The sequence below is a fragment of the Peribacillus sp. B2I2 genome (assembly GCF_041261685.1).
In the GTDB taxonomy this organism is placed as follows: Bacteria; Bacillota; Bacilli; order Bacillales; family DSM-1321; genus Peribacillus.
Genome location: NZ_JBGCCB010000001.1, coordinates 3,452,242 through 3,476,583 on the forward strand (window position 1 = coordinate 3,452,242; position 24,342 = coordinate 3,476,583).

Annotated in this window: 23 protein-coding genes; 6 read left to right on the forward strand and 17 right to left on the reverse strand. The window is 40.7% G+C overall.

What is annotated here, in order from left to right:
- Positions 1 to 15: 15 nt before the first annotated feature.
- Together ABIE66_RS16970 and ABIE66_RS16975 are read right to left on the reverse strand one after the other, a co-directional pair.
- Complete coding sequence (locus tag ABIE66_RS16970) at positions 16 to 2,295, reverse strand: DEAD/DEAH box helicase (RefSeq protein ID WP_370015657.1); 2,280 nt, start codon at positions 2,293 to 2,295, stop codon at positions 16 to 18.
- A 120-nt stretch (positions 2,296 to 2,415) separates the two neighbouring features.
- Complete coding sequence (locus tag ABIE66_RS16975; protein ID WP_370015659.1) at positions 2,416 to 3,186, reverse strand: alpha/beta fold hydrolase; 771 nt, start codon at positions 3,184 to 3,186, stop codon at positions 2,416 to 2,418.
- A gap of 141 nt (positions 3,187 to 3,327) precedes the next feature.
- On the opposite strand from ABIE66_RS16975, the gene ABIE66_RS16980 reads away from it, so the two are divergent.
- Complete coding sequence (locus ABIE66_RS16980; RefSeq protein ID WP_370015660.1) at positions 3,328 to 3,780, forward strand: Hsp20/alpha crystallin family protein; 453 nt, start codon at positions 3,328 to 3,330, stop codon at positions 3,778 to 3,780.
- Positions 3,781 to 3,851: 71 nt separating this feature from the next.
- Here ABIE66_RS16980 and ABIE66_RS16985 read toward each other — a convergent pair whose 3' ends face one another.
- The 4 genes from ABIE66_RS16985 to ABIE66_RS17000 all read right to left on the reverse strand — a co-directional run bounded on the left by ABIE66_RS16985 (position 3,852) and on the right by ABIE66_RS17000 (position 6,556).
- A complete protein-coding gene (locus ABIE66_RS16985) occupies positions 3,852 to 4,463 on the reverse strand; it encodes a YppG family protein (protein ID WP_370017070.1) in 612 nt (203 codons plus the stop codon).
- Positions 4,464 to 4,541: 78 nt separating this feature from the next.
- Complete coding sequence (locus ABIE66_RS16990; protein ID WP_289315871.1) at positions 4,542 to 4,910, reverse strand: YppE family protein; 369 nt, start codon at positions 4,908 to 4,910, stop codon at positions 4,542 to 4,544.
- A 70-nt stretch (positions 4,911 to 4,980) separates the two neighbouring features.
- Positions 4,981 to 5,256 carry a hypothetical protein gene (locus ABIE66_RS16995; protein WP_370015662.1) on the reverse strand — a complete coding sequence of 92 codons (276 nt, stop codon included), beginning with the start codon at positions 5,254 to 5,256 and terminating at the stop codon, positions 4,981 to 4,983.
- A 355-nt stretch (positions 5,257 to 5,611) separates the two neighbouring features.
- Positions 5,612 to 6,556: a DUF2515 family protein gene (locus ABIE66_RS17000; protein ID WP_370015663.1), complete on the reverse strand. Its 945-nt coding sequence runs from the start codon at positions 6,554 to 6,556 to the stop codon at positions 5,612 to 5,614.
- Between the two features lie 149 nt (positions 6,557 to 6,705).
- Between ABIE66_RS17000 and recU the strand changes: the two genes are divergently transcribed.
- The gene (recU, locus tag ABIE66_RS17005) at positions 6,706 to 7,317 is read left to right on the forward strand and encodes a Holliday junction resolvase RecU (RefSeq protein ID WP_289315868.1); all 612 of its coding nucleotides are present in this window, start codon (positions 6,706 to 6,708) and stop codon (positions 7,315 to 7,317) included.
- A gap of 27 nt (positions 7,318 to 7,344) precedes the next feature.
- The gene (locus tag ABIE66_RS17010; RefSeq protein ID WP_370015665.1) at positions 7,345 to 10,071 is read left to right on the forward strand and encodes a PBP1A family penicillin-binding protein; all 2,727 of its coding nucleotides are present in this window, start codon (positions 7,345 to 7,347) and stop codon (positions 10,069 to 10,071) included.
- 24 nt (positions 10,072 to 10,095) lie between these two features.
- Here the strand turns inward: ABIE66_RS17010 and ABIE66_RS17015 are convergent, their stop codons facing one another.
- The 4 genes from ABIE66_RS17015 to asnS form a co-directional block, all read right to left on the reverse strand.
- The gene (locus ABIE66_RS17015; RefSeq protein ID WP_289325575.1) at positions 10,096 to 10,632 is read right to left on the reverse strand and encodes a YpoC family protein; all 537 of its coding nucleotides are present in this window, start codon (positions 10,630 to 10,632) and stop codon (positions 10,096 to 10,098) included.
- The gene (nth, locus tag ABIE66_RS17020) at positions 10,629 to 11,285 is read right to left on the reverse strand and encodes an endonuclease III (RefSeq protein ID WP_289325576.1); all 657 of its coding nucleotides are present in this window, start codon (positions 11,283 to 11,285) and stop codon (positions 10,629 to 10,631) included. Before nth ends, ABIE66_RS17015 begins: the two co-directional genes overlap by 4 nt.
- 22 nt (positions 11,286 to 11,307) lie before the next feature.
- A complete protein-coding gene (locus ABIE66_RS17025) occupies positions 11,308 to 12,003 on the reverse strand; it encodes a DnaD domain-containing protein (protein ID WP_289315865.1) in 696 nt (231 codons plus the stop codon).
- A gap of 116 nt (positions 12,004 to 12,119) precedes the next feature.
- Positions 12,120 to 13,412 carry an asparagine--tRNA ligase gene (gene asnS, locus ABIE66_RS17030; protein WP_370015668.1) on the reverse strand — a complete coding sequence of 431 codons (1,293 nt, stop codon included), beginning with the start codon at positions 13,410 to 13,412 and terminating at the stop codon, positions 12,120 to 12,122.
- 823 nt (positions 13,413 to 14,235) lie between these two features.
- Between asnS and ABIE66_RS17035 the strand changes: the two genes are divergently transcribed.
- The 3 genes from ABIE66_RS17035 to ABIE66_RS17045 are packed head-to-tail and all read left to right on the forward strand — an operon-like array spanning position 14,236 to position 16,209.
- On the forward strand, positions 14,236 to 15,024 hold the full coding sequence (locus tag ABIE66_RS17035; RefSeq protein WP_289325577.1) for a fumarylacetoacetate hydrolase family protein: 789 nt from the start codon (positions 14,236 to 14,238) through the stop codon (positions 15,022 to 15,024).
- On the forward strand, positions 15,021 to 15,821 hold the full coding sequence (locus ABIE66_RS17040) for a fumarylacetoacetate hydrolase family protein (RefSeq protein WP_370015671.1): 801 nt from the start codon (positions 15,021 to 15,023) through the stop codon (positions 15,819 to 15,821). The genes ABIE66_RS17035 and ABIE66_RS17040 overlap by 4 nt, the downstream gene beginning before the upstream one ends.
- A 4-nt stretch (positions 15,822 to 15,825) precedes the next feature.
- Positions 15,826 to 16,209: a 5-carboxymethyl-2-hydroxymuconate Delta-isomerase gene (locus tag ABIE66_RS17045; RefSeq protein WP_289325579.1), complete on the forward strand. Its 384-nt coding sequence runs from the start codon at positions 15,826 to 15,828 to the stop codon at positions 16,207 to 16,209.
- Positions 16,210 to 16,295: 86 nt separating this feature from the next.
- Here ABIE66_RS17045 and hpaB read toward each other — a convergent pair whose 3' ends face one another.
- The 7 genes from hpaB to ABIE66_RS17080 all read right to left on the reverse strand — a co-directional run bounded on the left by hpaB (position 16,296) and on the right by ABIE66_RS17080 (position 24,334).
- Positions 16,296 to 17,768 carry a 4-hydroxyphenylacetate 3-monooxygenase, oxygenase component gene (gene hpaB, locus ABIE66_RS17050; protein WP_289334835.1) on the reverse strand — a complete coding sequence of 491 codons (1,473 nt, stop codon included), beginning with the start codon at positions 17,766 to 17,768 and terminating at the stop codon, positions 16,296 to 16,298.
- Between the two features lie 349 nt (positions 17,769 to 18,117).
- Positions 18,118 to 19,101 (reverse strand): 3,4-dihydroxyphenylacetate 2,3-dioxygenase, encoded by a 984-nt coding sequence (gene hpaD, locus ABIE66_RS17055; protein WP_289315859.1) that lies wholly within the window; start codon positions 19,099 to 19,101, stop codon positions 18,118 to 18,120.
- A gap of 29 nt (positions 19,102 to 19,130) precedes the next feature.
- Positions 19,131 to 20,645: a 5-carboxymethyl-2-hydroxymuconate semialdehyde dehydrogenase gene (gene hpaE, locus ABIE66_RS17060; RefSeq protein ID WP_370015673.1), complete on the reverse strand. Its 1,515-nt coding sequence runs from the start codon at positions 20,643 to 20,645 to the stop codon at positions 19,131 to 19,133.
- 77 nt (positions 20,646 to 20,722) lie between these two features.
- Positions 20,723 to 21,640, reverse strand: a complete 918-nt coding sequence (hpaI, locus tag ABIE66_RS17065) for a 2,4-dihydroxyhept-2-ene-1,7-dioic acid aldolase (protein ID WP_289325583.1) — start codon at positions 21,638 to 21,640, stop codon at positions 20,723 to 20,725.
- A gap of 109 nt (positions 21,641 to 21,749) precedes the next feature.
- A complete protein-coding gene (locus ABIE66_RS17070) occupies positions 21,750 to 22,427 on the reverse strand; it encodes a GntR family transcriptional regulator (RefSeq protein WP_370015675.1) in 678 nt (225 codons plus the stop codon).
- 226 nt (positions 22,428 to 22,653) lie between these two features.
- Positions 22,654 to 23,838, reverse strand: a complete 1,185-nt coding sequence (locus ABIE66_RS17075) for a pyridoxal phosphate-dependent aminotransferase (protein ID WP_289325585.1) — start codon at positions 23,836 to 23,838, stop codon at positions 22,654 to 22,656.
- 19 nt (positions 23,839 to 23,857) lie between these two features.
- Positions 23,858 to 24,334, reverse strand: a complete 477-nt coding sequence (locus ABIE66_RS17080) for a cell wall elongation regulator TseB-like domain-containing protein (protein WP_370015676.1) — start codon at positions 24,332 to 24,334, stop codon at positions 23,858 to 23,860.
- Between the last annotated feature and the right edge of the window lie 8 nt (positions 24,335 to 24,342).

Genomic DNA, 24,342 nt, shown 5'->3' on the forward strand with positions numbered 1-24,342 from the left:
ACTTATCCCCGCAAACTATGCTTGTTTTTCCTTGAAAAATTGACCCAATAACTGTTTTGCATCACTCTTGGCCGTTTTCGTGGCGGATTCCGTTCCGATACAGGAAGGACAGCCGCTTTCACAAGTACAATTATCGATCATGGATATGGTTTCCAATAGAATGACTTCAGAGTTTTCATATACCTTATCACTTAACCCAATGCCTCCCGGATAACTATCATAGATAAAAATTGTTGGTTTTTCATTATGCGCTGCCTTAACCTGCGGATAAACATGGATATCATGTGGATCGCACATAACATATAGCGGAATCATGTAATTAAGAGCATGGGAAGCGCCTATCATTCCTTGTTCTATTCGATTTTCGTCCCATTCAAATATATCGGGCTCCATGGAAAGCATGGCCGAACTCGTGTGCAGTTCCATCTCAGGGAGACTGATTGGCCCCGAACCAATATTTTCATGAGTTTCAAATTTGATTTTTTTGAAGATCGTAGGCATCGCCCGGATGGCGACATCACCAAAGGCAGCTGCTGTGGAAGCAAAAGTTCGCTGTTTATCCACTTCCAATACAGACAACTGAACGGCAAGGTTAGCATCCGTATAATAGTCCACATTGACTTCACGTACATAAGCTTTTTTTTCCTCCCAATCAAGTTCTTCCACCTGAAATTGCATTCCCTGGTGCAAGTAAATGGCTTCATCGTGGAGAAGGGTCATTGCACTGAACGTATCCATTTCACCTATGACCCGATTAACCGGTGCGTTCGTTTGATCGATGATTACGACATTTTCCTGTGCCGCAGAACGCAGGCTGATATTGCTTGCGGGAAAAGCATCGTTCATCCAATGCCATTTGTCCCCATTCAGGTGTAAGACCCTTTCTTCCGTAAGGAATTCCAGTACGTCCATAATCTCTGTTTTTCCAAAGGTATCGCCTTTTTTAAATGGCAGCTCATATGCTGCACATTTGACATGATCAACCAAGATCAAAAGATTATCTGGATTGATTCTTGCAGTTTCTGGATTTCTGGTAAAAAAGTAATCGGGATGCTGGACGATATATTGATCAAGGGCACTAGAACTGCCGACCATGATGATCAGTGCTTCACCATGCCTTCTTCCTGCTCGTCCCGCCTGTTGCCATGCACTGGATATCGATCCAGGGTAACCAGTCATTATGCAAACCTGGAGCTGGCCGATATCGACACCCAACTCAAGTGCATTCGTAGATATAACCCCATAAATGGAACCATCCCTGAGGCCCTGTTCAATTTCTCTGCGCTGTGTTGGCAGATACCCCCCGCGATAGCCCCTGATCGATTTTGGCCCCAATTGCTTTGAGACGAGTTCCTGTAAATAGGTCAATAGAATTTCCACACGAACCCTGCTTCGCGCAAAAACGATCGTTTGAATTTTATTCTTCAAAAATTCATTTGCGAGCTTCCTGACTTCCAAAACCGCACTCCTTCGAATGTTTAGTGGTTTATTGACTATTGGGGGATTGTAAAACACAAAATGCTTTTTCCCACTTGGGGCCCCGTTATTATCGATGAGGACCATTTTTTTTTCCGTAAGCTCTTCTGCCAACTCTTTTGGGTTATTGATCGTAGCGGAGGTACAGACAAAGACAGGGTCGCTTCCATAAAACTTGCAGATCCTTTTTAATCTTCTTATGACGTTAGCGGTATGACTTCCAAAAACGCCGCGGTAAATATGGAGTTCATCGATGACCACATACTTCAAGTTTTCAAACAAAGAAACCCATTTCGTGTGATGCGGCAAGATTCCGGAATGGAGCATATCAGGATTGGTGATCACGATATGCCCGGCCTGTCGGATTTTTTGCCTGATATTTGAAGGTGTGTCCCCGTCGTACGTATAACTATTTATCTGAGCATCCATTTCATGAATCATTTCGTTCAATTCGCTTTTCTGATCATAACTCAGCGCTTTTGTCGGAAAAATATACAGTGCTCTGGTTTTTTCATCTTCAAGTATTTTTTGAAGGACCGGCAAATTATAGCAAAAGGTTTTACCAGAAGCAGTTGGGGTGACCGCTACAAGGCTATTGCCACTGACAGCTGTATCAAATGCCGTTGCCTGATGCGTATACAACCCATTTATTCCCCGTTTTTCAAGAGCATGCTTGATCTTATCATTCATTCGATCGGGAAAAGGGACATGTTTTGCTTCTTTCGCTTTAATTACTTGCCAATGTACAATATTATCTTTAAAATTTTCATTGGTTTTTAAATCCGTGATGATTTCTTGTAAATTTTTTCGCAGTTTCATATAACCACCTCATACTCCTATTCTATCGAATGAACGTTCTATGCAAAAGGGAAACTATTTCCTATTCAAAAAAAAAGCAAGAAACGGCAACAGCCCGTTTCCTGCTTAGACTTTTTTCAGTTAATTTTTCTCGACATAGCGAATGATTTCTTCGATTAGTCTGTTTGGAACTTCCACCATTCCCATATGGCCGCTCCCCTCAAGTATAACTTCATTAATATGACTCCCTTTTACAGAAAAGGTTTTTTCAGCGGGAATCACCTTATCTTGTTCACCTGCAACCAAAAGGACCGGCAGCTTCGTATCTTTAAGTACATGATTTCTGTCTGTTCTGTTCCTCATGGCATGCAAAGATCCGATTGCTCCACTTTCACTGGTTTTATAACCGATTTCCTTAGTATGTTCAATATTTGGATCATCGGAATGAGCGAAAAGCTTTGGTACAAGTCCGTCAATGAAAGCAGGGATTCCATCCATTTCGATTTTCTCAACAGATTTTAAACGTCCCTCCTTACCAGCCTCATCATCCGGAAAAGCTGTAGAATGAATCAGTGAAAAACCAGACAATTTCCCAGGAAACCTTTCGGCGAATGCCAAGGTGACATATCCCCCTAGTGAATGACCAAACATATAAACCTGTCCGATTTTCAGTTCTTCCAAAAATGACGCAATATCAGCAGCCATATCTTCAATTGAGAAAGACTTCCCTATTTCCTCACTTGACCCATGTCCTCGTAAATCAACGGCAACAACCCGGTATTCATCCTTTAATTCAGCAATGATGTCACTCCAATATTCATGACTTCCACAAAATCCATGGATAAACAACAACGTTTTATTTCCTTTCCCGGTATCTATGTAGGAAAGCTTGCTATTTTTTGTCTTATTCATATCAATCCCTCATTTCCTTTATTGATCATTCAGTAACTTTATTCCCTATAGACCCGTATCTAAAACCCAAGAATGCATTCACAATTCTTCAGTCCTCACATAGCCTATAGGCAAAGGAATTTTTTAGGAAGGAGCACCGTGATGACCTCTTCTGAAAAAAAAAATAATCGGAATCGAATAGAACCCTTTACCCATTTCATTAACAAAATGGATCGACTGTTTTCCGAAAGGCCACCTAAAGGCATGCTGCAATCCCTTGACGATTTCTTCGGTTCAACTAAAGAACGCAGCTTTCCTGTTGATGTTCACGAGACGCTTTCAGAATATACCCTTACCGCTACCTTGCCTGGTATTGCACGCAGCCAGATTTCAATTGATGTGCTGACCCATGCAGTAACCATAACTGCAAAGCATGTAGATAGGAAGCACAAAACTCAAGGAATGTTTCAAAAGGAAGTTTCAGCAGGTACATTTTCAAGAACCATTTCCTTTCCAAAAGCGATTGATGAAGCAAAAGTGACCGCACGACATCGCGATGGCATCCTCACGCTTCACCTTCCCAAAATCAGAGGGAATCGAATTGAAATCAATTAGGCAAGATTAAAAGCAGACTTTAAAAAGTGGCTGGGTCACTTGTAAGTCTGCTTTTATACTTTATTCACCATTTAAACTTTGAAGAAGCCCCCTACTCCTTTGACCATTGAAGATACTTGAGAAACTGTATTCATCATTTGTCCAGCTGTATTCATCATCTTCGTTATATCCATTGAGCCATCTTGTGTTTTGAATTGATTCATGACCGATTTGATACCCGATGGCTGTGGCTTTTGCATGAACTGCTGCTTAGGATAAGGATTATAAGCCTGCTGCTGACTTTGTGGGGGCCGTTTAGCTGGCTGCAGCGGATTGGCGAACGGACTAAAAGCTTGCGGCTGCTGATTGGACTGCATTTGTTGCATTTGTTGCATTTGTTGCATTTGTGGCATTTGCGGCAGTGGCTGCATTACACTGGTGCCCGGATAAGCTCCCACAGGCATCGCCTGCTGCTGAACTGGTTGGAATGGGTGATAGGCCGCTTGCTGATATGGATCATGATATGGCGTCATATAGCCCCCTGTATCCTGGGGAAGATATGGATACATAAATGGTTGTTCAAGATTATGATTATTTGGCGGAGGATACTGCATTGGCTGCTGGTACCCTCCCCAATATTCCGGCATTGATTGAGGATACTGTCCTTGATTTGGGGAGACTTGGTTAAAACCGGATCTCATCATGTTCAATGAGCCCTCCTCTTTTTTCATTACATGGTTCTGATAATATATGAAAAAAGAGGAAATATAGTGTAGGTGATTTTATGATAAAATCCGATCGATTTCCGCTTTTACATTATGAAGGATAAATTCGACCGATTGGATATGACTTTTAAATCGCTTGTAACTGGTTTTAGGAAAGAATGCCTGAACGGCTACATCAGAAAGGTTATGAGCGGTTTGTTCGATTTGCTCGGGGAAAAGATGCTTAAACTCGGTTTCTTTCATCCACTCCTTCATTCCAGTTTCCCATTCGATGCATACGGTCCTGACTTGGTCTGCGAAGGGCTTGACTTCCGAAAAGAAATCCTTTTCCTTTCCTTCCTTGCGTACACCCTCATAGATATCATCGGCTTGGACCGTATATTTTATTAATTGTTCAGTCAATAGCTGCAGTTTTTCTTTTTGCACAATATATTCCTCCGCACGTTTGTTTCCCTTTAGTATAATCCAGTTCTTTATAAAATGATATTCTGTTGGCTTATACGTGCAATTCAGTTAAAACCTTGTGATTAATTATTGATTTTTCCGGAACAATGGAAAAGGAATGGTTTTCACTTTCAGCATTCACCCAATAATCCTCGGCTTTTTCAATGGCTTCCTGGGCTTCATTAACTAATGTATATTGCTCTGCCCATAGTTTGCACCGGACTGTATTTACAGTTTCCCCATATGAAATTTCCAAACGATCCAGGCTGGTACTGATCTCAGCTATCATCCTTAATATTTCCTCTGTTGCGACACTTTTATTGACCATGCTGATCCCTCCCATTCTTTACCTGTACTATTCTTTTTTTTATCACAAAGCCCTTCATGACTGACAAAACTAGAAGGGAATCGGCAAAGAAAGTGTAATTCACTTAATTTATTATGCCCTTCGACAACAATGGCAGAATGAAGAATGGAGTTTTAAACAAAAATACAGACAGGAGGTGATTTTATGCAGTCGAATGAAAGCAGACAGCAAAAAAACGAAAAACGACAAAAGCCGCCCACTAAAAAGGCAGGAACGGGGAACCCGAAACTTAGTGGAGAAAACCGCCCCTCAACGTAAGTCTTAAATACTGTACAATAAACAGGGAAGGCTTAATCGACGCCTTCCCTGTTTCCTTTTATAAAAACCAATTCTTGATCATTGCAACTGTGTGCAGCTGCTTTTGTTTATGGTCATACCAATCGGTCAATTGCGGGTCTTCTTCTTCCCATTGAGGTTCAATGAACCAATCCTTTTTAATCTTTTTTTTCAAATCCCATTGCTCCGTCTCACGCACTTGATGATGAATCAATGGATAAACTCCCCTCAGCATCGGGGTTTCATGGTACCTAGGTTTTTTTCGATATCGTTCATAATCATATCTAGCCCCAGTTGGTTCAGTCCTGCAGGAAAATTCATGAAAAAGCGGAAACAAATCTTCAGAAAATAAAAGACCAGCCAACCTTTTCCCCAATTCAATCCTTTTATCGATATTTCTAAAATGCGAAACGGAAGAGCCATACAGTCTTCCATTGCAGGTAGGAAATAAGACAGTGCTAAAATGCATCCAGTCCTGCAGGAAAAATAATATAGAATGAAAAACGAAAGATTGCTTTTTAATAACCGGTTTTTCAATGATATTTTGTTCATTTATTATAAGCGCAGTGACTAATCTTTCACGATTCCCATATTTCCAAAAGGAATACCATTCATTCGTCATGAATTTAGTAATAAAAAAATAATGACATAAGTGAAACAAAGGACGTTCATACTTCGTCGAATAATGATAGAGAAGCAATTGCGGATAAGCATCTTGAAATATTCTCCAATTGGCATCTTCATACGTTAGAAATAAATGATGCCTGTATTTGGGGCTAAGCAAATGGGAAAGCCAAATCCCTTCAAGGTCACACATATTCCAGCCTGCATTTCTAGAAACCATCCCCGCTAAAAAAGACCATTGTATTTCTGGATGCATTTTGAAAAATTGTTCATATGCCTTTGTTCTTGATATATTATCCCTATTCCCTTTAGCGGTTTGGACTTTTATGGAATGGAGCAATTGCTTTTCCGTCTTTAACATTCGCATCTATGTGTCCAGCCTTTCTATAGCGATGAATTGTGACATATAGTTGTACATTAATCCTATCGTTCTAAGAAACAATTCTTTTTATTCACATATTGGATTCTTTTTTTGCTAATATAGATAAGTGAAAAAAAGGAGGGGTAAAAGTGGCATTTCATTATCCCAACGGACGAAGATTTGTACCGCAGGCTATGGAAGAAAAAAAAAGCCCACTAAAAAAAATCAGTTATAGCAACCGGGGAAAAACATTGGAAGACGATTTGAACGAAACCAATCAGTATTATTTAGCACACGGCATTGCCGTCATCCATAAAAAACCGACACCTATTCAAATTGTCGATGTCCACTACCCGAAGAGAAGTGCTGCAGTCATTAAAGAAGCCTACTTCAAACAAGCGTCGACCACCGATTACAATGGTGTTTATAAAGGAAAGTACATTGATTTTGAGGCAAAGGAAACGAAAAACAGCAGTTCGTTCCCACTGAAGAATTTTCATGACCATCAAATTGAACATATGAAACAGATCATTCAGCATGATGGAATTGCATTTGTCATCATCCGGTTTTCCGCAATGGATGATATATATCTAATGAGTTCTGAACAACTGAGTTTTTATTGGAAAAGAATGAAAGACGGTGGACGCAAATCTATAACTCTTCAAGAGGTTGAAAGCAGTTCACGAAAGATTACTCTTGGCTTTCAACCGAGAATTGACTATATTAAAGTAGTAGATTCGCTCATCGCAGAAAATTTTTAGTTTTTTTAGAAAGGCAGGTTAGCTGTAATGGCTGAAAAATATAATACTAGAGAAGAACGCCGAAAACAGAGTCAGACACAAAAAAAGGAACCGAAGAATGGACCTAAAAAGCCAACCAATATGCTTAAGCGCATTTTCCTTATACTAGTCACGATCGGAATTATAGGCTTGGTTGCCGGAGGAGCTGCAATGGCTTACTTTATAAGCGATGCTCCAAAACTTGACGAAAAGCTTTTGAAAGATCCAGTCACATCCAAAATTCTGGATGAAAACGGAAAATTGCTAGCTGAAGTCGGAACGGAAAACCGGGATTATGTAAATTATGAAGACATACCTGATCTTGTCGAAGAAGCGTTCCTTGCTACGGAAGATTCCCGCTTTTATGAACACCACGGGGTGGATTTCTTACGTCTGGGCAGTGCCGTCATAGCCAACTTCAAAAACGGATTCGGCTCAGAGGGTGCAAGTACATTGACCCAGCAGGTTATCAAGCGTTCTTATTTAACACCTGATAAGACCATTAAAAGGAAAGTCCAGGAAATGTGGCTATCCATTCAGCTTGAAAGAAAATATACAAAAGAAGAAATTTTCGAAATGTATGTGAATAAGATCTTCTTTGCAAACCGTGCCAACGGGGTCTTAACTGCTTCCCAGACTTATTATGGAAAAGATCTAAGCGAATTGAAATTAAACGAAGCGGCCATGCTTGTCGGATTACCGCAAAGCCCAAGCCGTTATGACCCTTATAAATACCCTGAACGTGCGAAAGAACGCCGTGATATTGTCCTGCACTTAATGAATAAACATGGATATATCACCGAAAATGAAATGAAAAGTGCACAAAGCATCGATATAACAGAAGGACTTCAAGAAATCGATAAAAGTCAAATCGATACGACTGCTTATGATGCATTCATCGATTTGGTAATTGAGGAAGTCGGAGATATGGGTGACTATAACGTCTTTACCGATGGTTTAGAAATCCAAACGACCATTGATAAAGATGCCCAGGAATATGTCTATAACATGTTGAACAGTGATGAAATCATTAATTATCCAAGTAAAGATCTCCAAGCTGGAGTCACCTTACTCGATACTGAAACTGGTGAAATAAAAGCAGTGGGCGGCGGCAGGAACACGACAGTTAAACGTGGCTGGAATTATGCAACGGATGCCAAGCGTTCACCTGGTTCGACCATTAAGCCAATTTTGGATTATGGTCCTGCCGTAGAATATTTAAATTGGTCCACCTACCATCAAATCAAAGATGAGGAATATAGTTACACTGATGGAACACCGCTTAAAAATGCTTCCGGGCGACATTATGGTACCGTAACGACTCGCGAAGCACTGGCACGTTCATTAAATATCCCTGCCTTAAAAACGCTTCAAGCAGTCGGATTGGACCGTGCGCGTGATTTTGCCACTGACCTGGGCATTCCTTTTGAAAAGGAAATAACAGAATCAGCAGCATTGGGTGGCGGTAAAGACGTTTCTACTCTTGAACTTGCCGGTGCATACAGTTCATTCGGAAACAACGGTATCTATAATGAACCGCATAGTGTGAAAAAGATTGTTTTACGTGACAAAACAACCATCAAAAACAAGACTGATTCGAAGCCGGTCATGAAAGATTCCACGGCTTTCATCGTGACGGACATGTTGAAGAGCGTAATGAAAGAAGCTTATGGAACAGGAAGGTTAGCCAATATACCTAATCTCCCAGTAGCCGGTAAAACGGGTTCAACCAATTTCACGCCTGAACAGCGTGCAGCGAACAACATCCCATCTTCCGGTGTAAAAGATAGCTGGATGGCGGGTTATACAACCAATTATACAGTCGCAGTATGGGCTGGTTATGATAATGCATCAGGTGAGAAATTGGAGTATCTGGGTGATTCTTCTCAAAGGATCCCTAAATCAATCTTTAAGAATTTAATGGAGCATATGGCTCAATCAAAAGAAACGAAAGACTTTGATCAACCTGACAGCGTTGTAAAAGTTGGAGTCATAAAAGGTTCGAATCCGGCTGTTAAAGCCAATGAATATACGCCAAGCAGTAAAATCACTTATGAATATTATGTTAAAGGTCACGAGCCAACACAAGTGACGACAGAATATGAGAAAATTGACTCACCAGGCATTAACGCTTCTTACAATCAAGAAAGTAATGCAATCGATCTATCATGGTCATATCCTAAAGGAAATGCACAATTCGAGGTTATGATGTCCGTTGATGGCGGAGCACAGAGCGTATTAAAAAAATCGAAGGATACTAGTTTAACAATCCCTAACCCAACCCCTGGAAGTAAATATACTTTCTCAGTGGTAGCGTTAGTGGATAACCAACAAAGTGATCCTGCTAGTACATCTGTCAAAATACCTGCTGAAGCGGTAGTCCCTGAGGATACTGAGGACGAGGAGATTGAAGATCCAGCCGAAGGTGAGGATACGGAACAAGAAACTCCTGCTGAAGGCGAAGAAGATAAACAAGACGAAGACAAAAACAACAATGGCAACAATGGAAATGGTAATGAGAATGGAAACACTGATAATAATGGCAATGGAAACAATCCTGATGATGGAAATGGCAATAAGGATGATGAAGACGTTGAAGGCGGGGATCCTGGCACCGACCCTGGGACGGTAGAAGAAAAACCAGTCGAAACCCCTGACCCTGACCCTGACCCTAATCCTAACCCGGACCCTGATCCAGAAAAAGAGAAAGACAAGGATAAAGAAAATCAAGATTGACTAAAAAACGTCTAAGCTTATAGCTTAGACGTTTTTTTTATTCTTATTTTTGATCATGAACTTCACATATTGTTTTTCAAATTCTCGGAACAATTCACTAAGTTGTCTATACGAATGGAAAGAAGCAGGTCTTTCAAGGATGAAAGACAGCCTTTCGGCCAGGTTCACCGGAATATGATTTAAAGATTTTATTTGTAGCCGGAAATCACTCAATACCACTGGCTTTCCATGCATCCAGAAGACTGCAGTTAAAAATAATCCTATACCCTGCTTCATGAGTCCCAAGGTCCGTCCCACTTTTCGCTCTGAAAATAGCAAGCTGCATTCTGTATCGATTCCCTTCCATTTTTCCATTAGTTCCTTTACATGAAAAGCCCCCTTAGTCCAAGGAGTATACGACTCAACATCATTATAGTAAAGTAACTCATACGGAAAAGCCTCGAATGGGATCGAAACACTCCACCCTGCATAGTGTTCTTTTTCCAAGATGGTTTCCTTTTCAGGGAAAAACAAAGGATGGGCCAATTCTGCAGGGACTTTTAATGATATGGACTGCGTCAATTGGCCTCTTTCCTTTTCATTCTTTTTTTTCCTTCACGGCATAATTCGAGAAGTGGGCAGGTTTCACATCTTGGTGACTGTGCCTTGCAATGATAGCGTCCAAAGAATATCAGGCGGTGATGCGTAACGGACCATTCATCCTTTGGTATCTTAGCCATCAACGTTTTCTCAACATCGAGGACACTATCTTTCCAACGGCATAATCCCAGGCGCTTGGAAACACGCTCTACATGGGTATCCACAGCTATCGCTGGCACATCAAACGCAACGGAAACGACTACATTAGCCGTCTTTCTGCCCACGCCAGGCAATTTAACAAGCTCATCACGATCTCTGGGTACTTCCTTACCGTAATCTTCGATCAGCATGCGCGACAACTTTTGTATGTTCTTAGCCTTGTTACGAAACAAACCGATTGAGCGAATGTCATTTTCCAACTCTTCTATCGGAACGCTTATGTAATCCTCAGGCGTTTTATATTTTTGAAATAAATCCTTAGTGACTTTATTGACTAATACATCCGTACATTGAGCTGACAGGGCAACGGCAATCACCAATTCAAATGGATTGGAGTGATTCAGCTCACAATGGGCATCCGGAAACATTTCCCCCATTGTATCCAGACAATATCGAATTTGAGCTTTATTCAACATATTGGTTCTCCTTCAATTTACATTACTGCTCGAGCCAGTTATAAAAAGGCACATCTTTCAATGGTTGTGCAGTTTCCGTCTTCCGGTCCCTCTTTTGATGAACTCTAAATTTTTGTCCTTGCTCCCTTGCCTGTTCCAAGGTTTTTATTCCATTCTTTTTCCACTCGAATAAAATTCGATCAATGTATCGGAAATTCAATTTACCGGAAATGACAGACTCCCTAAGAGCTGACTTAATGATCTCAGGCTGATGGTCGTCCTCCATCCACATTGCCAATGTCTCACATTCAAATGGAGATAAAGGGCGGCCGAACTCCTGTTCAAAAATTGTATAAAGGCTCTCCCCCGCTTTTTGGACCTCAGCCGACTCTGACTGTTTCAAAGTTTTTAAGAAACAGTCCATCATTTTTTCATAAAGTGGAGACAACGAATATTTTTCCTGTCCGATTTCTTGACTCCCTTCAACAACCATTTCAACAAATCCCCTTTGAACCAAACGCTGGATTAGGAATAGACATTCCGTTTCCTGCAATGTCATTCGGTCAGATAGTTGGGATGGTGCAGGGAAATGGTTACCTTTATCGATAAAGCTTTGCAATTGTAATAATAGGACCATTTCTTGTTCATTCAGTCCCATTGTCTTATAGTTAGTCAACAAAAAGGATGGAATCGTTATCGTTCCTTCCTTAAACCACGCATATAAATGTTCTTTATTCATGTTTTTGGACACCTCTGATTAAGTATAACATGAATATGGCTCCCCGAATAAGCTTATAATTTTAACAAAAAACGGTTATCTGCCCAATATGACCAGATAACCGCTTCTTTAAGAGATCAAGGATATAAACGATTTAATAGACGTGGGAACGGAATGGTTTCACGGACATGTTCAACTCCACTGATCCAAGCAACAGTACGTTCTAACCCCAATCCGAAGCCCGAATGCGGTACAGATCCGTATTTTCTTAATTCCATATACCATTTGTAAGCATCTTCGCTCAAGCCATGCTCGTTGATTCTTTGTTCAAGCAATTCCAGATCATGAATCCGCTCCGAACCGCCAATTATTTCCCCGTATCCTTCGGGAGCGATCAAATCGGCACAAAGAACGACTTCTTCCCTGTCAGGAGCAGGCTGCATATAGAAAGGCTTGATTTTGGTTGGATAATGAGTTATGAAAACTGGCTTTTCATAACTTTCTGCTATTGCAGTTTCGTGCGGCGCCCCAAAATCATCTCCCCATTGGATATCATCAAATCCTTGTTCATGAAGGAACTTAATGGCTTCATCATAAGTAATACGCGGGAAAGGAGCTTTAATTTGTTCAAGCTTTGCTGTGTCACGGCCCAGGGTATTCAACTCAAGCTGACAGTTTTTCAATACAGATTGGATGATGGAAGATACGAATTGTTCCTGAACCTCCAGATTTTCTTTAAATTCGATGAAAGCCATTTCCGGTTCAATCATCCAGAACTCGATTAAATGCCGTCTTGTTTTGGATTTTTCTGCCCTGAAGGTAGGACCAAAAGAAAATACCTTCCCTAGTGCCATTGCTGCCGCTTCCATATAAAGCTGTCCACTTTGTGAAAGGTATGCATCCTCATCAAAATATTTAGTCGCGAACAATTCACTCGTTCCCTCTGGAGCGCTTCCTGTTAAAATTGGGGGATCGACTTTTACGAAACCTTCTTCATTAAAGAATTCATATGTAGCCCGGATTATTTCATTACGGATTTTCATGACTGCATGCTGTCGTTTTGAACGCAGCCACAAATGGCGGTTATCCATTAAGAATTCAGGACCATGCGCTTTAGGTGTAATTGGATAATCCAATGATTCATGAATGATTTCAATATCTTTCACTTGTAATTCAAAACCGAACGGCGAGCGTTCATCCTTTTGAATGACACCTGTTACATACATGGATGTCTCTTGCGAAACCGATTTCGCACGAGCGAAAACTTCTTCACCCACTTCAGCTTTCACGACCACTCCTTGAATGAAACCGGAGCCATCACGGATTTGAAGAAAAGCAATTTTCCCACTGGAACGCTTGCTGGCAAGCCAGCCTCCAATGGTAACTTCTTGATTGACGAATTTGCTAGCATCTTTTATTGTAATTTTCACGGAATTTACCTCCAAAAATAGCTTAACTTACTATGTAATTTACTCTACTTATTATACCCATAGCCCTGCTTACAAGCAAATAAATCAATTGAAGCGGAAGTTCCACGCCTTTGATATCACTTTCAGGTTTTTTGAGCGTATTCGCCAGATTGCATGGTAGATACTACACTAACGAATTTGCTGACATGGTAGCCGCCCAAGGCAGTAGGATCACCTCGGTATATGTATCGATTGGCATTTCAGCTTTTAAAACTATGATTGAACCCTATCATCATAACTTTTAAATATCTGCTACAGGACCTGTTCAAATATCTATTTTCTTGTTCCCAGACCATTGATGGAACAACCACCTATAAGCAGTTATGTATGTGCTGTTGGGTAGAACAATGCCATTAGGTCCTTTCATCGTATTTGTAGCCATCGTTACCCAAAACAAATTCCTTAAAGTAATCACTTCCCCCCCATATAGGCACGAACACCCCTATATTGCCATTACAGTAGCCTGCAGAGATTACAGCCATAAAGTCCAATTTTTTCGGATACTGTGTGCATCCATGAATGCATATCGGTTCAACCACCCATTCTTAAGAATCTGAACCCAAAGGGAATTTCCACATTATAAGAGAATCCTCCTATGAGTTATGACCAAGGAAGATGTCTGGATGCTCTACTAACTAAATGTTCAAGACATTTTTCAGTTAAAACCAATCTTTTTAACAATTTTTTGCATAATTATACTGAATAATCTAAAAATGTTGAACTTAAACAAAAAATCATATACGATATCATATATGATTAATAATAAATCAAGGGGTGAGTGTCCATGGCAAAAGCAAGAGTGAAACTCCAAAAATCTGAATATTCTGAAGAAGTGGAAATATTGTCGAAAAAGTATTTATTAATGAACGGTGATAAATATGAAGTATCTCAAATAAAGTTGGATATCCCTATTTCAGGAACGGTATATGGGACATTATTAAACTATAAAGGATCATTGGATGCATTGAAGGAGAAGTTCCACCAAGCTCCTTATAATGAACCTCCTAAAGGGCCGATCCTTTATATTAAACCTAGAAACACGTTATCTTCTTTTTCAAATCCAGTTCCCCTTCCAAATGGCATACCTGCATTGGAAATCGGGGCGGCACTTGGAATAGTTATCAATAAAACGGCAACAAGAGTCAAGAAAGAACATGCACTGGATTTTATAGAAGGTTTTACGATCGCCAATGATATTAGCATTCCGCATGAAAGCGTTTACCGACCTGCGATCCGCTATAAAGCACGTGATGGATTTTGCCCGATCGGTCCCTGGATCGTATTCAAGGACTCCATATCCAACCCCGATTCTCTAGGGATCCGTGTATATATTAATGGGGTGCTTAGGCAAGAAAATTCAACTTCAAATCTAATTCGCTCCATCTCCCACCTAATTGAGGATGTAACAGACTTCATGACTTTGAATCCGGGTGACGTCCTTTTAGTAGGAGTCCCAGAGAATGCACCACTGGCAAAAGCCAATGACCATATTAGAATAGAAATTGACGAAATCGGATATTTGGAAAATACAATCATTTCCGAAGAAAAACTATCAATGGAGGGAATTTTATGAAGAGAGCACGTATAGCCTATGCAGGTGCCATACATCAAGCAAGTGAATATAATGGCCAGCTCCAATTGGCGGATGGCCGGATTGTCCATGAGCAAGATGTTGTCTGGCTTCCCCCAGTGGAACCGCGGACTGTGTTCGCACTTGGTTTGAATTATGCAGACCATGCGAAGGAGCTTGCTTTTAAAGCCCCGGCAGAACCCCTGGCGTTCTTAAAAGGTCCCAATACCTTTATCGGCCACCGTGGGCAGACAAGACGGCCTGCTGATGCATCTTATATGCACTATGAATGTGAACTGGCAGTCGTCATCGGTAAAAAGGCGAAGAACATAAAAAAGGAAGAAGCCTTTAAGTATGTAAGTGGATATACCATTGCAAATGATTATGCAATACGGGATTATCTTGAGAATTACTATCGACCTAACTTAAAGGTTAAAAATCGCGATACCTGCACCCCCATCGGTCCTTGGCTAGTAGATGCCGAAGATATTACAGACCCTTCAAATCTTGCCATCAAGTCATATGTCAACGGAAAATTGACTCAGGAAGGCAACACGAAAGACATGATTTTCAGCATCGCTGATTTAATTGAATATTTCAGCAGCTTCATGACATTGAGTCCAGGCGATATAATATTGACAGGCACACCGGAAGGATTGGCGGATACTGCTGTAGGCGATGAAATCATCACTGAAATTGAAGGTATCGGAAAACTCGTCAGCACAATAGTCGGTGACGATATATTTACAGAAGGCGGGGATCGGCCACATTTAAAATCCATAATTAACGGAAGGGACTAATTACATGCCTCATATTATTATAGAGTATACGGATAATATCAAAGATGAAATCCAGATTGACAGCTTATTGAGCAAGGTGAATGATGTACTGATCTCCTATCCTTCGATCTTTCCAATTGGCGGCATCCGATCCCGGGCCATTGAATTGAAGCATTATCGTGTTGCCGATGGTACAGAGGATGATGCCTTTGTTCATGCCATACTAAAAATTGGCGCTGGCCGCCAGGATAGTGATAAAACCAAAGTATGTGACCAACTTTTTGAAACGATGGAATCCCATTTGGCATCCCTCTTTTCAAAAAGATATCTTGCCCTCTCCATGGAACTTACGGAATTCAGTGATTTTGGCACATATAAAAAGAATAATATTCATGATCGATATAAATAAATGAACTATTGGAATTCCGACTGTACAATAAAAGGCCTTCCCGATCATCGGGAAGGCCTTGAAATGATCGGATACCGCTACCGGTCTCAGTTGATTTCTGCAAGATGTTCAGTACGGTTTAAGAACTCCTTGACACGATCCACATATTCCTGTTTATCATAGCCGTTATATAAAGCGCTGGCCATACGGACCGGATCCCCAAAAAAGAATCTTTCGTACAGTGTTTGCCTGGTTCCAAATGAACTCATGCATACATCCCATGCGAGGCGATACAATTTAACCCTGTCATAGGCTCCACCATTAGCGGCCTGAAGATATTTATCCAAATCCGGTCGAAGCTCCGAATTGAAATCGGCTTCATTAGGTATCGCCATTAAACCACTAGCACCAAGAAGCTGCATTATTTCACTGAATCTAGGGTAAATCTTCGGATAATAATTACGGGCTATGTTTAACGGTGTGAAATCAGGTGTCATCATTCCCCACTTATCCACTTTCGCGTTTGCTTCCGAAGCTGTAATGAAAGCTTTTACCGTTTCAAGGGCTATGATGACTTCCGAAATTTTCTCCTGAACATGCTGGTATTGCCCTATATTGATGGTCTCCACCATTAGTTGCAAAATCCCTAGAACGAACTCGGTTTTGACGATATTCTTCGATACTACCTGATGGGTCATATGAACAACCGCATTGCTTTCATTATAAGCCTGGTTGCAAATGCCTACATCCCCATATGCAAATACCCGATTCCAAGGAACAACTACATCATCAAAAACGATAATCGAATCCATTTCCTCAAATCGTGAACCAAGTGGATGGTCGAAATGTGATTTTCCATAGTCAAATGATTCACGACAGATGAATTTTAACCCCGGTGTATTATTTGGTATGGAGAATGCGAATGCATAAGGGTTTTCTTCTTCAGATTGTTTAAGCAATGTTGAAGGGAAAACCATGATTTCATCCGTAATTCCTCCTTGTGTAGCTAATAACCTGGCTCCCTTTATAATAAGCCCTTCCGAATTCTTGCCGGCAATCCGGGCAGCGATGTAAGGGTCCGGAAGCTTTGCCGCACTAACTCCCCTATTTACCTGTGGTTGAATCAGGGTATGTGTCAACGACAAATCCTTTTCCCGGCAGAGCTCATAGTAATCTTTCATATTTTTCGCAAATGCCGAATCCTGGTTGCCGAACATATCCGCCGCAGAACCGTACGCCATCATCCCACTGTTGATATAATCAGGGGAACGTCCCATCATTCCATTATTATGTCTTGCCCATTCTTGAATCATTTTCCTCCTTTTTTCAAGGTCTTCCTTAGTACGGGGCTGCATGAATGAGGTTCCTACTCTTTCATTGGAAGTTGGTGAAATATAAGTCATGATGTCTTCTTTCGCAGAATCATGTTGGAGGTCATATAATTCCGCCTGTGTTTTCATGACCCCTTTAAAAGCTGGATGTTCACTGATCTTATCCTCTACTTGCTCCCCATTGATCCATACATTCGCCTTTGCTTTGTCTACCCTATTAATATATTCTTTACCCGTTTTTGCCGGCATGATTGTATCCCCCTTCAGCATCAATAAACGAAGCGCTTACAAATGAATAATTTCAAAAGTTCAATTAATTAATAGAATTGCAGTTAAGTGTGTGCTGAACATGAATGATATCCAAATCCATCTACAAGAAATTTTCCATTAAAAATTTCAGTAAGCAGTTCTTCCATAATATAGCGGTTTTCCATTTTATATTCACCAGTTCATTTTTTCCCTTAACCGGTAAACAGTTGGTATGATCGGATGAATTGTTTGTCACGGAAACGTGAACACATGCATAGTCACTCCAAAATCAGAGTCAACGTTAGCTTTGACGAGACGCTCATTCATTCACCCTATATCCGCGCTGCAATCAGATGATGAATTCAGGCTTGCTTTTTTCCAGGATCGGTTCTTCAAGAGTAACTTCTTCACCTGATATAATATCAAGAACAGCGGAAGCCTCATCAAACCATGAATCCGGAGCTTTGGCTCCCCAGAATGTCTGACGCCTTGGATCATTCAAATCCCAATGGATTGGTTCTGTATCTGGGTCGGACGTTAAGTAATCCCCATTGTATAATTCGATCCTATGACCGTCCGGGTCTCTTAAATATAGGAAAAATGCATTGGATAGGCCATGTCTTCCGGGGCCGCGTTCGATGGACTGTGCATATCCGAGTGATGCCAGCACATCACATGCATGGATAAGTGCAAGGGGATCTGGCAGAAAGAAGCCTACATGATGAAGTCTTGGACCGATTCCGTTCATGAATGCCTGGTCATGGACCGTTTGTTTTCTATGTAGCCATGTCGCCCATAATTGACCTGACTCATCAACAGTGTCTTCCGAACAGGCAAAACCTAATTCCTTCACATAAAAATCATGGGCTTTTTGCACATTTGTTACACTACAATTCACATGATCGATCCTTTGGACCCTTGAACCCCTATGCAAATCGAATCGTTGCAGCAATCTCTCGGCTTTATCCATTTTGTTGAAAAATTCCACTGGCAATCCGGAAATATCCTGAACTCGAAGCGATTTGCCTAATGCATGCTGTGTTCCTTCTTTCATCCACTTCATTTTCATCCCCTTTGAAAGGAAAAAAGATTCCAATTCTTTAAGGTCTTCCTCTTTTTCAACTTTGTATCCTATCGCTTCAACGCTTGGCTTTTTTGCCTTTTTCAAGATAAGCGAGTGATGATGCGCTTCCTCTAAACCACGTAAATAAATGTGTTCATTTGTTCTTTCCGTTTCAACAAAACCTAAAGCATCCACATAAAAGGCCCTTGATTTATCTAAATCTGTTACATTAAGTATCGTTCTCGCAACACGAATAATAGAAAAATTCATAGTATTCTCCCCTTCTTTTGAAATCCGAATTATTTTTCAGCAGAAGAAACGGCATTTCGTTTCGAATCCCCGAATTTTGGAATATGGTGTTCTCCAATCGCCACGTGGATAACTTGTGTTTCTGTATAAAATTCAAAGCTATAATGGCCACCTTCACGTCCAACCCCACTATATTTCGATCCTCCAAATGGTATCCGTAAATCTCTTACATTTTGAGAATTCACCCAGACCATCCCACTATCGACAGCTTGAGCAAATCTATGTCCTCGTTTCATATCATTGGTCCATACATAAGCAGCAAGCCCATACTTTACATCGTTGGCCATTTTCAGTACTTCCTTTTCCGTCTTGAAAGGAATGACTGCCATGACAGGTCCAAAAATTTCTTCCTGTGCTACCGTCATATCATTTGTACAGTTCAAGAGAAGCGTCGGGGCGATAAAATTCCCTTCTTTAAATTCACCCGGTATGACACCGCTTACAATTTCTGCCCCTTCATCTTTTGCTATATCCAGATAACGGGAGACATTATCAAAATGATTCCGATGGATCAGCGGTCCAATTTCCGTTCCTGCTTCCATTGGATTTCCAATTTTGATATTATGAACACGTTCCTTCAATTCTGCAACGAACTGGTCTATTATCGATTCATGGACAAATAACCTGGAATTAGCCGTGCAGCGCTCCCCATTGAATGAATAGATTCCCCAAACCACTGAATCCATGGCCTTTTCCAGATCGGCATCTTCAAAAATGATAGCTGGTGATTTACCTCCGAGTTCCATGGAAAAACGTTTCATTGTATCCGCACCATTTTTAATGATTTCAGCGCCAGTAGTCGTTTCTCCGGTAAAGGATATCAATTGGACATCAGGATGGGCGACCAAGGAAGCTCCTGCTGTCTCCCCAAAACCGTGAACGATATTGAATACGCCTTTTGGCAAACCGGATTGGTCCACGATTTGAGCCAATTTATTAGCTGTCAACGGAGACCATTCCGCCGGTTTAAGGACACATGTATTACCTGTAGCCAGAGCCGGGGCGATCTTCCAGGTTTCTAACATGAAAGGCGCATTCCAAGGAGTGATCAACCCCGCCACTCCTATCGGTTTATGAATCGTATAATTAATGAAAGTGTCATCCACTTGATACGATTCTCCTATAAGCCTGCTTTTCACCATTTCAGAATAAAAACGGAAATTCTCCGCTCCCCTTGCAGCCTGTTTTTTTGTCTGGCTAATCGGCAACCCTGTATCAAGTGATTCCAAGTAGGAAATTTCTTCGGCATTTTCTTCAATTAAATCAGCAATCCTATTAATGTATTTCAATCTTTCTTCCACTTTCATCTTTCTCCATGGACCGTTATCGAATGCATCTTTTGCAGCAGCTACCGCTAGATCAATGTCCTGTTTAAACCCTTCTGCCACATTATTGATTGCTTGATTATTAAAGGGGCTAAGATTTTCAAATGTTTTCCCTGAGGTACCATCAACAAATTGACCATTGATGTAATGTTGGACATCTTGCACGGGATAAGTTGGCATGATAAATCCTCCTTAATAATTAATTCGGGAAGAAGCCAAAAATAGTATGAAATTCTGCTACCTTCCCAATCTACCAATTATGAGCCGATCACTTGGTCAATAAGTCCGTATGATTGAAGGGTTTCACGCAGTTCCTTTTCTAATGGTTCCGAAGGCGGGCCCATAGGCGGCCTTAATGCAGGATTGATTTTTCCCATCATCCCCATCGCTGCTTTTAAAGGTCCTGGATTTGTTTCTTTAAACAAAACATCATTCAATGGCATTAATTTATAATGGAGGTCCAGAGCCTTATTCACATCACCTTCCACCCAATGGTTATAAATTTCCGCCACTTCTTTAGGAGTGATATTGGCTGTAGCACTTATATGTCCAGCTCCTCCTATAGCCAGCATTGGATAGCATAATAATTCTATGCCTGAATATAAGAGAAAATCCCTTCCACAATTCAATAAGACACGGTTCACATGTTCGAAATCCTTATTAGATTCCTTTACACCAATAATATTTTTACAATCTTCAGCAAGGCGTGCCAATGTCTTCACTTCTAAATTCGTCGCCGTTCTTCCAGGAATGTTATAAACGATAAGCGGGATGTCAACAGAATCAGCTACTGTCTTAAAATGATTGTAAAGTGCCTGTTGATTTGGCTTATTGTAATATGGAACGATCACTAAAGCAGCATCCGCCCCCATTTCCTGTGCCCTTTTTGTCAAATGCAACGTTTCTTTCTGATTAGCAGATCCAGTACCAGGAGCGACTGGAACACGGGAATTTGCTGTTTTAATGGCCGTTTCCATCACTAATTCCCGCTCCTCAATCGTTAGAGAACTGGGCTCGCCTGTAGTCCCGCATACCGAGATTCCATGGGAACCGCTTTCAATATGCCAGTTTACCAGATTTTCAATTGCTTTTACATCCACTTCCATCTTGTCATCAAACGGAGTGATTACAGGAGCGATGGATCCTCTTAAACGGCTTTTGATTTCTTCGTACATTTTTCCTACCACCTTTTCATTATTTGAATATTCGGAATAATATAAGTGGAAAAATCGGCCTTGCTTTTATAAATAATCGTTCGACTATTATAAAACAAAGCCTTGATCATCAAAGTGCCTGATCGTGATTAGTGTCCGACCTCTGCTTGAATGTACTTATGGCATTCAGTTTATGCTTTCTCACCAATGATTCAATATCTTCAAAAGACGCTTTTTCCTTTAAAAGCTTTATGATGCTTTCATGTTCAAGAATGGATTGGACTGCGCGTTGCGGCACCATGGTGAACATTGACTTTCTGACTCTATTCATTCTTTGTTGCGCCTGTTTAATTTCCTCAATTAAAAAGGAATTTCCGCATCTTTCATAAATTTCAGCATGAAAACACTCGTTTAACTTACCAAACAGCTCTAATTCAAAGTTATGGAGCGCTTTTTCCATTTCTTTGTTTAATTTAATTAGATTTTCAAAATCATGATCATTCATCGTTAAAGAACTGAGTGCGGCTGCATAGCCTTCAAGCAAAGATAAAACAGAAAGAGTTTCAATGTATTCGCTCTCATTTATGCTTGTAACCACTGCTCCACTATAAGGCTTATATTGAATAAGGCCGTCAGATTCAAGTTGTCTGATTGCTTCCCTGACAGGAATCGGACTTAAACTAAGTTCTTTTGCCGTTTGATCGATAATGATCCGCTGTCCAGAACCGTATGTTCCATCCAAAATTAATTTACGAAGGTGTTCATAAGCAATTTGCTTTTTGCTGGGGTTTTTGTTTTTATCTTCCATATTTTCATCATATATGAAATCATATATGATTGCAATCGGTTTTCATTAAAAATCATATATGATATTCCTTTTTCCTTTGCAAGCTTGATTTGCATTATATAATGTTCAGTTACCTATGAAAGGTTTGATGTGATAAAAACTCCCTTTAAATGGGAGGGGTATTAATTCCACTAAAAAAACCTGCAGACCCTGTTGTAGCCAGGTAGTCTGCAGGTTTTTTTAAAAATTATGCCATTTTTGATGTAACGAATGAATGGATTCTTTCAACGGCTGCTTCCAGCAATTCCAATGAAGTTGCATAAGAGAGTCTGATGTTATCAGGTGCACCAAATCCTGAACCTGGAATAACAGCCACTTGTGCTTCCTCCAGCAATGCAGTCGTAAACTCTTCGACATTGCTGTAACCCGTTAATTCAACTGCACGTTTAACGTTCGGGAATAAGTAAAATGCCCCTTGTGGTTTAATGCAGCTAATGCCCGGAATCTCAACCAATTTATCATATATCTTATTCAAACGGCCTTCAAATGCCTGACGCATTTCCTCCACAGGCTCCTGCGAACCTTCATAAGCAGCAATCGCTCCATATTGAGCGGTTGTCGTAGGGTTGGAAGTGCTATGGCTAGCAAGGTTCGTCATTGCCTTAATGATGGACTCTTCACCGACTGCATAACCAATTCTCCAGCCAGTCATCGAATGGGATTTAGATACACCATTGATGATGATCGTTTGCTTTTTCAATTCCGGTGAAATCTCTGCAATGGATGTATGTTCAGCATTTCCATAAACCAACTTTTCGTAAATCTCGTCGGAAACGATCAAGATATCATGAGCTAGGCAAACTTCCCCGATAGCCGCTAGTTCTTCCCTGGAATAAAGCATGCCCGTTGGATTGCTTGGCGAGTTGATGATAACAGCTTTGGTTTTTTCGGTAATCGCTTGTTCTAATTGTTCCTTAGTGATTTTATATTGGTTTTCTTCCGTTCCGACTACATAAACTGGCTTTCCGTCAGCAAGCTTGATTTGCTCAGGATAACTTACCCAATACGGTATCGGAACAATCACTTCATCTTCTTCATCCAGGATCGCTTGAAACAATGTGTAAAGTGCGTGCTTTGCACCAGAACCAACTAAAATTTCAGAAGGTTTGTATTCCAGGCCTTGATCACGCTTCAATTTAGCTGCAATTGCTTCTTTTAGCTTCGGCAGACCAGCGGATGGCGTGTATTTTGTTTGACCTTCATTCATGGATTGAACGGCTGCATCTATAATATGTTGGGGCGTATTATAGTCTGGTTCACCTGCCCCCAAACCAATTATATCAAGACCTTGGGCCTTAAGTTCCTTTGCTTTTGCAGTGATGGCCAATGTTGTTGATGGGGTTAATGACTGAACCCGGTTCGCTAATTTCATTGTAAATTAATCCTCCATTCTAAATGCTTCGATAATACTTAAGCCATTCCCCAGTTTTAAAATCGTAATAATCATAGTTAAAACGCTCTGATTCATCAAGATAAGTTACTTCCCAAAGCGGAACGTTCTTTTCCATGCCTAGCTTAACTGAAATGATTTTTTGGGGATTGAGCTTTTCATTGACAATGCTTAAGATTTCTTTTTTTGATTTACCATCTTTATAGTTTTCCACTACTATTTCTTTCTTCTTGTCCTCAGGAAGCCAGACTATTTTTTTAGTCCCTTTTTCTCCCTTACCAATGATGACAGAGTATGAATCCTGCCCATTATAAAGGTAGAAATCTTCCATAGTCACAAGGCCGCCCTCTTCCTTCGCCTTTTTAAAAGCCTCATCACCAGCTTCTTTTTTAGGCTGCAACGCTTTAATATATGCCCCGCTGACAAATCCGATAAAACAAAGGACCAGGATAGAAGCAATAATCAACCATTTTTTCAAAGCTGCTT

Excerpts from the sequence above, each read along its gene's own strand:
- ABIE66_RS16970 (WP_370015657.1), bottom strand. The coding sequence starts at position 2,295 with ATGAAACTGCGAAAAAATTTACAAGAAATCATCACGGATTTAAAAACC.
- ABIE66_RS16975 (WP_370015659.1), bottom strand. The coding sequence starts at position 3,186 with ATGAATAAGACAAAAAATAGCAAGCTTTCCTACATAGATACCGGGAAA.
- ABIE66_RS16980 (WP_370015660.1), top strand. The coding sequence starts at position 3,328 with ATGACCTCTTCTGAAAAAAAAAATAATCGGAATCGAATAGAACCCTTT.
- ABIE66_RS16985 (WP_370017070.1), bottom strand. The coding sequence starts at position 4,463 with ATGATGAGATCCGGTTTTAACCAAGTCTCCCCAAATCAAGGACAGTAT.
- ABIE66_RS16995 (WP_370015662.1), bottom strand. The coding sequence starts at position 5,256 with ATGGTCAATAAAAGTGTCGCAACAGAGGAAATATTAAGGATGATAGCT.
- ABIE66_RS17000 (WP_370015663.1), bottom strand. The coding sequence starts at position 6,556 with ATGTTAAAGACGGAAAAGCAATTGCTCCATTCCATAAAAGTCCAAACC.
- ABIE66_RS17010 (WP_370015665.1), top strand. The coding sequence starts at position 7,345 with ATGGCTGAAAAATATAATACTAGAGAAGAACGCCGAAAACAGAGTCAG.
- nth (WP_289325576.1), bottom strand. The coding sequence starts at position 11,285 with ATGTTGAATAAAGCTCAAATTCGATATTGTCTGGATACAATGGGGGAA.
- ABIE66_RS17025 (WP_289315865.1), bottom strand. The coding sequence starts at position 12,003 with ATGAATAAAGAACATTTATATGCGTGGTTTAAGGAAGGAACGATAACG.
- ABIE66_RS17035 (WP_289325577.1), top strand. The coding sequence starts at position 14,236 with ATGGCAAAAGCAAGAGTGAAACTCCAAAAATCTGAATATTCTGAAGAA.
- ABIE66_RS17040 (WP_370015671.1), top strand. The coding sequence starts at position 15,021 with ATGAAGAGAGCACGTATAGCCTATGCAGGTGCCATACATCAAGCAAGT.
- ABIE66_RS17045 (WP_289325579.1), top strand. The coding sequence starts at position 15,826 with ATGCCTCATATTATTATAGAGTATACGGATAATATCAAAGATGAAATC.
- hpaB (WP_289334835.1), bottom strand. The coding sequence starts at position 17,768 with ATGCCGGCAAAAACGGGTAAAGAATATATTAATAGGGTAGACAAAGCA.
- hpaD (WP_289315859.1), bottom strand. The coding sequence starts at position 19,101 with ATGAATTTTTCTATTATTCGTGTTGCGAGAACGATACTTAATGTAACA.
- hpaE (WP_370015673.1), bottom strand. The coding sequence starts at position 20,645 with ATGCCAACTTATCCCGTGCAAGATGTCCAACATTACATCAATGGTCAA.
- hpaI (WP_289325583.1), bottom strand. The coding sequence starts at position 21,640 with ATGTACGAAGAAATCAAAAGCCGTTTAAGAGGATCCATCGCTCCTGTA.
- ABIE66_RS17070 (WP_370015675.1), bottom strand. The coding sequence starts at position 22,427 with ATGGAAGATAAAAACAAAAACCCCAGCAAAAAGCAAATTGCTTATGAA.
- ABIE66_RS17075 (WP_289325585.1), bottom strand. The coding sequence starts at position 23,838 with ATGAAATTAGCGAACCGGGTTCAGTCATTAACCCCATCAACAACATTG.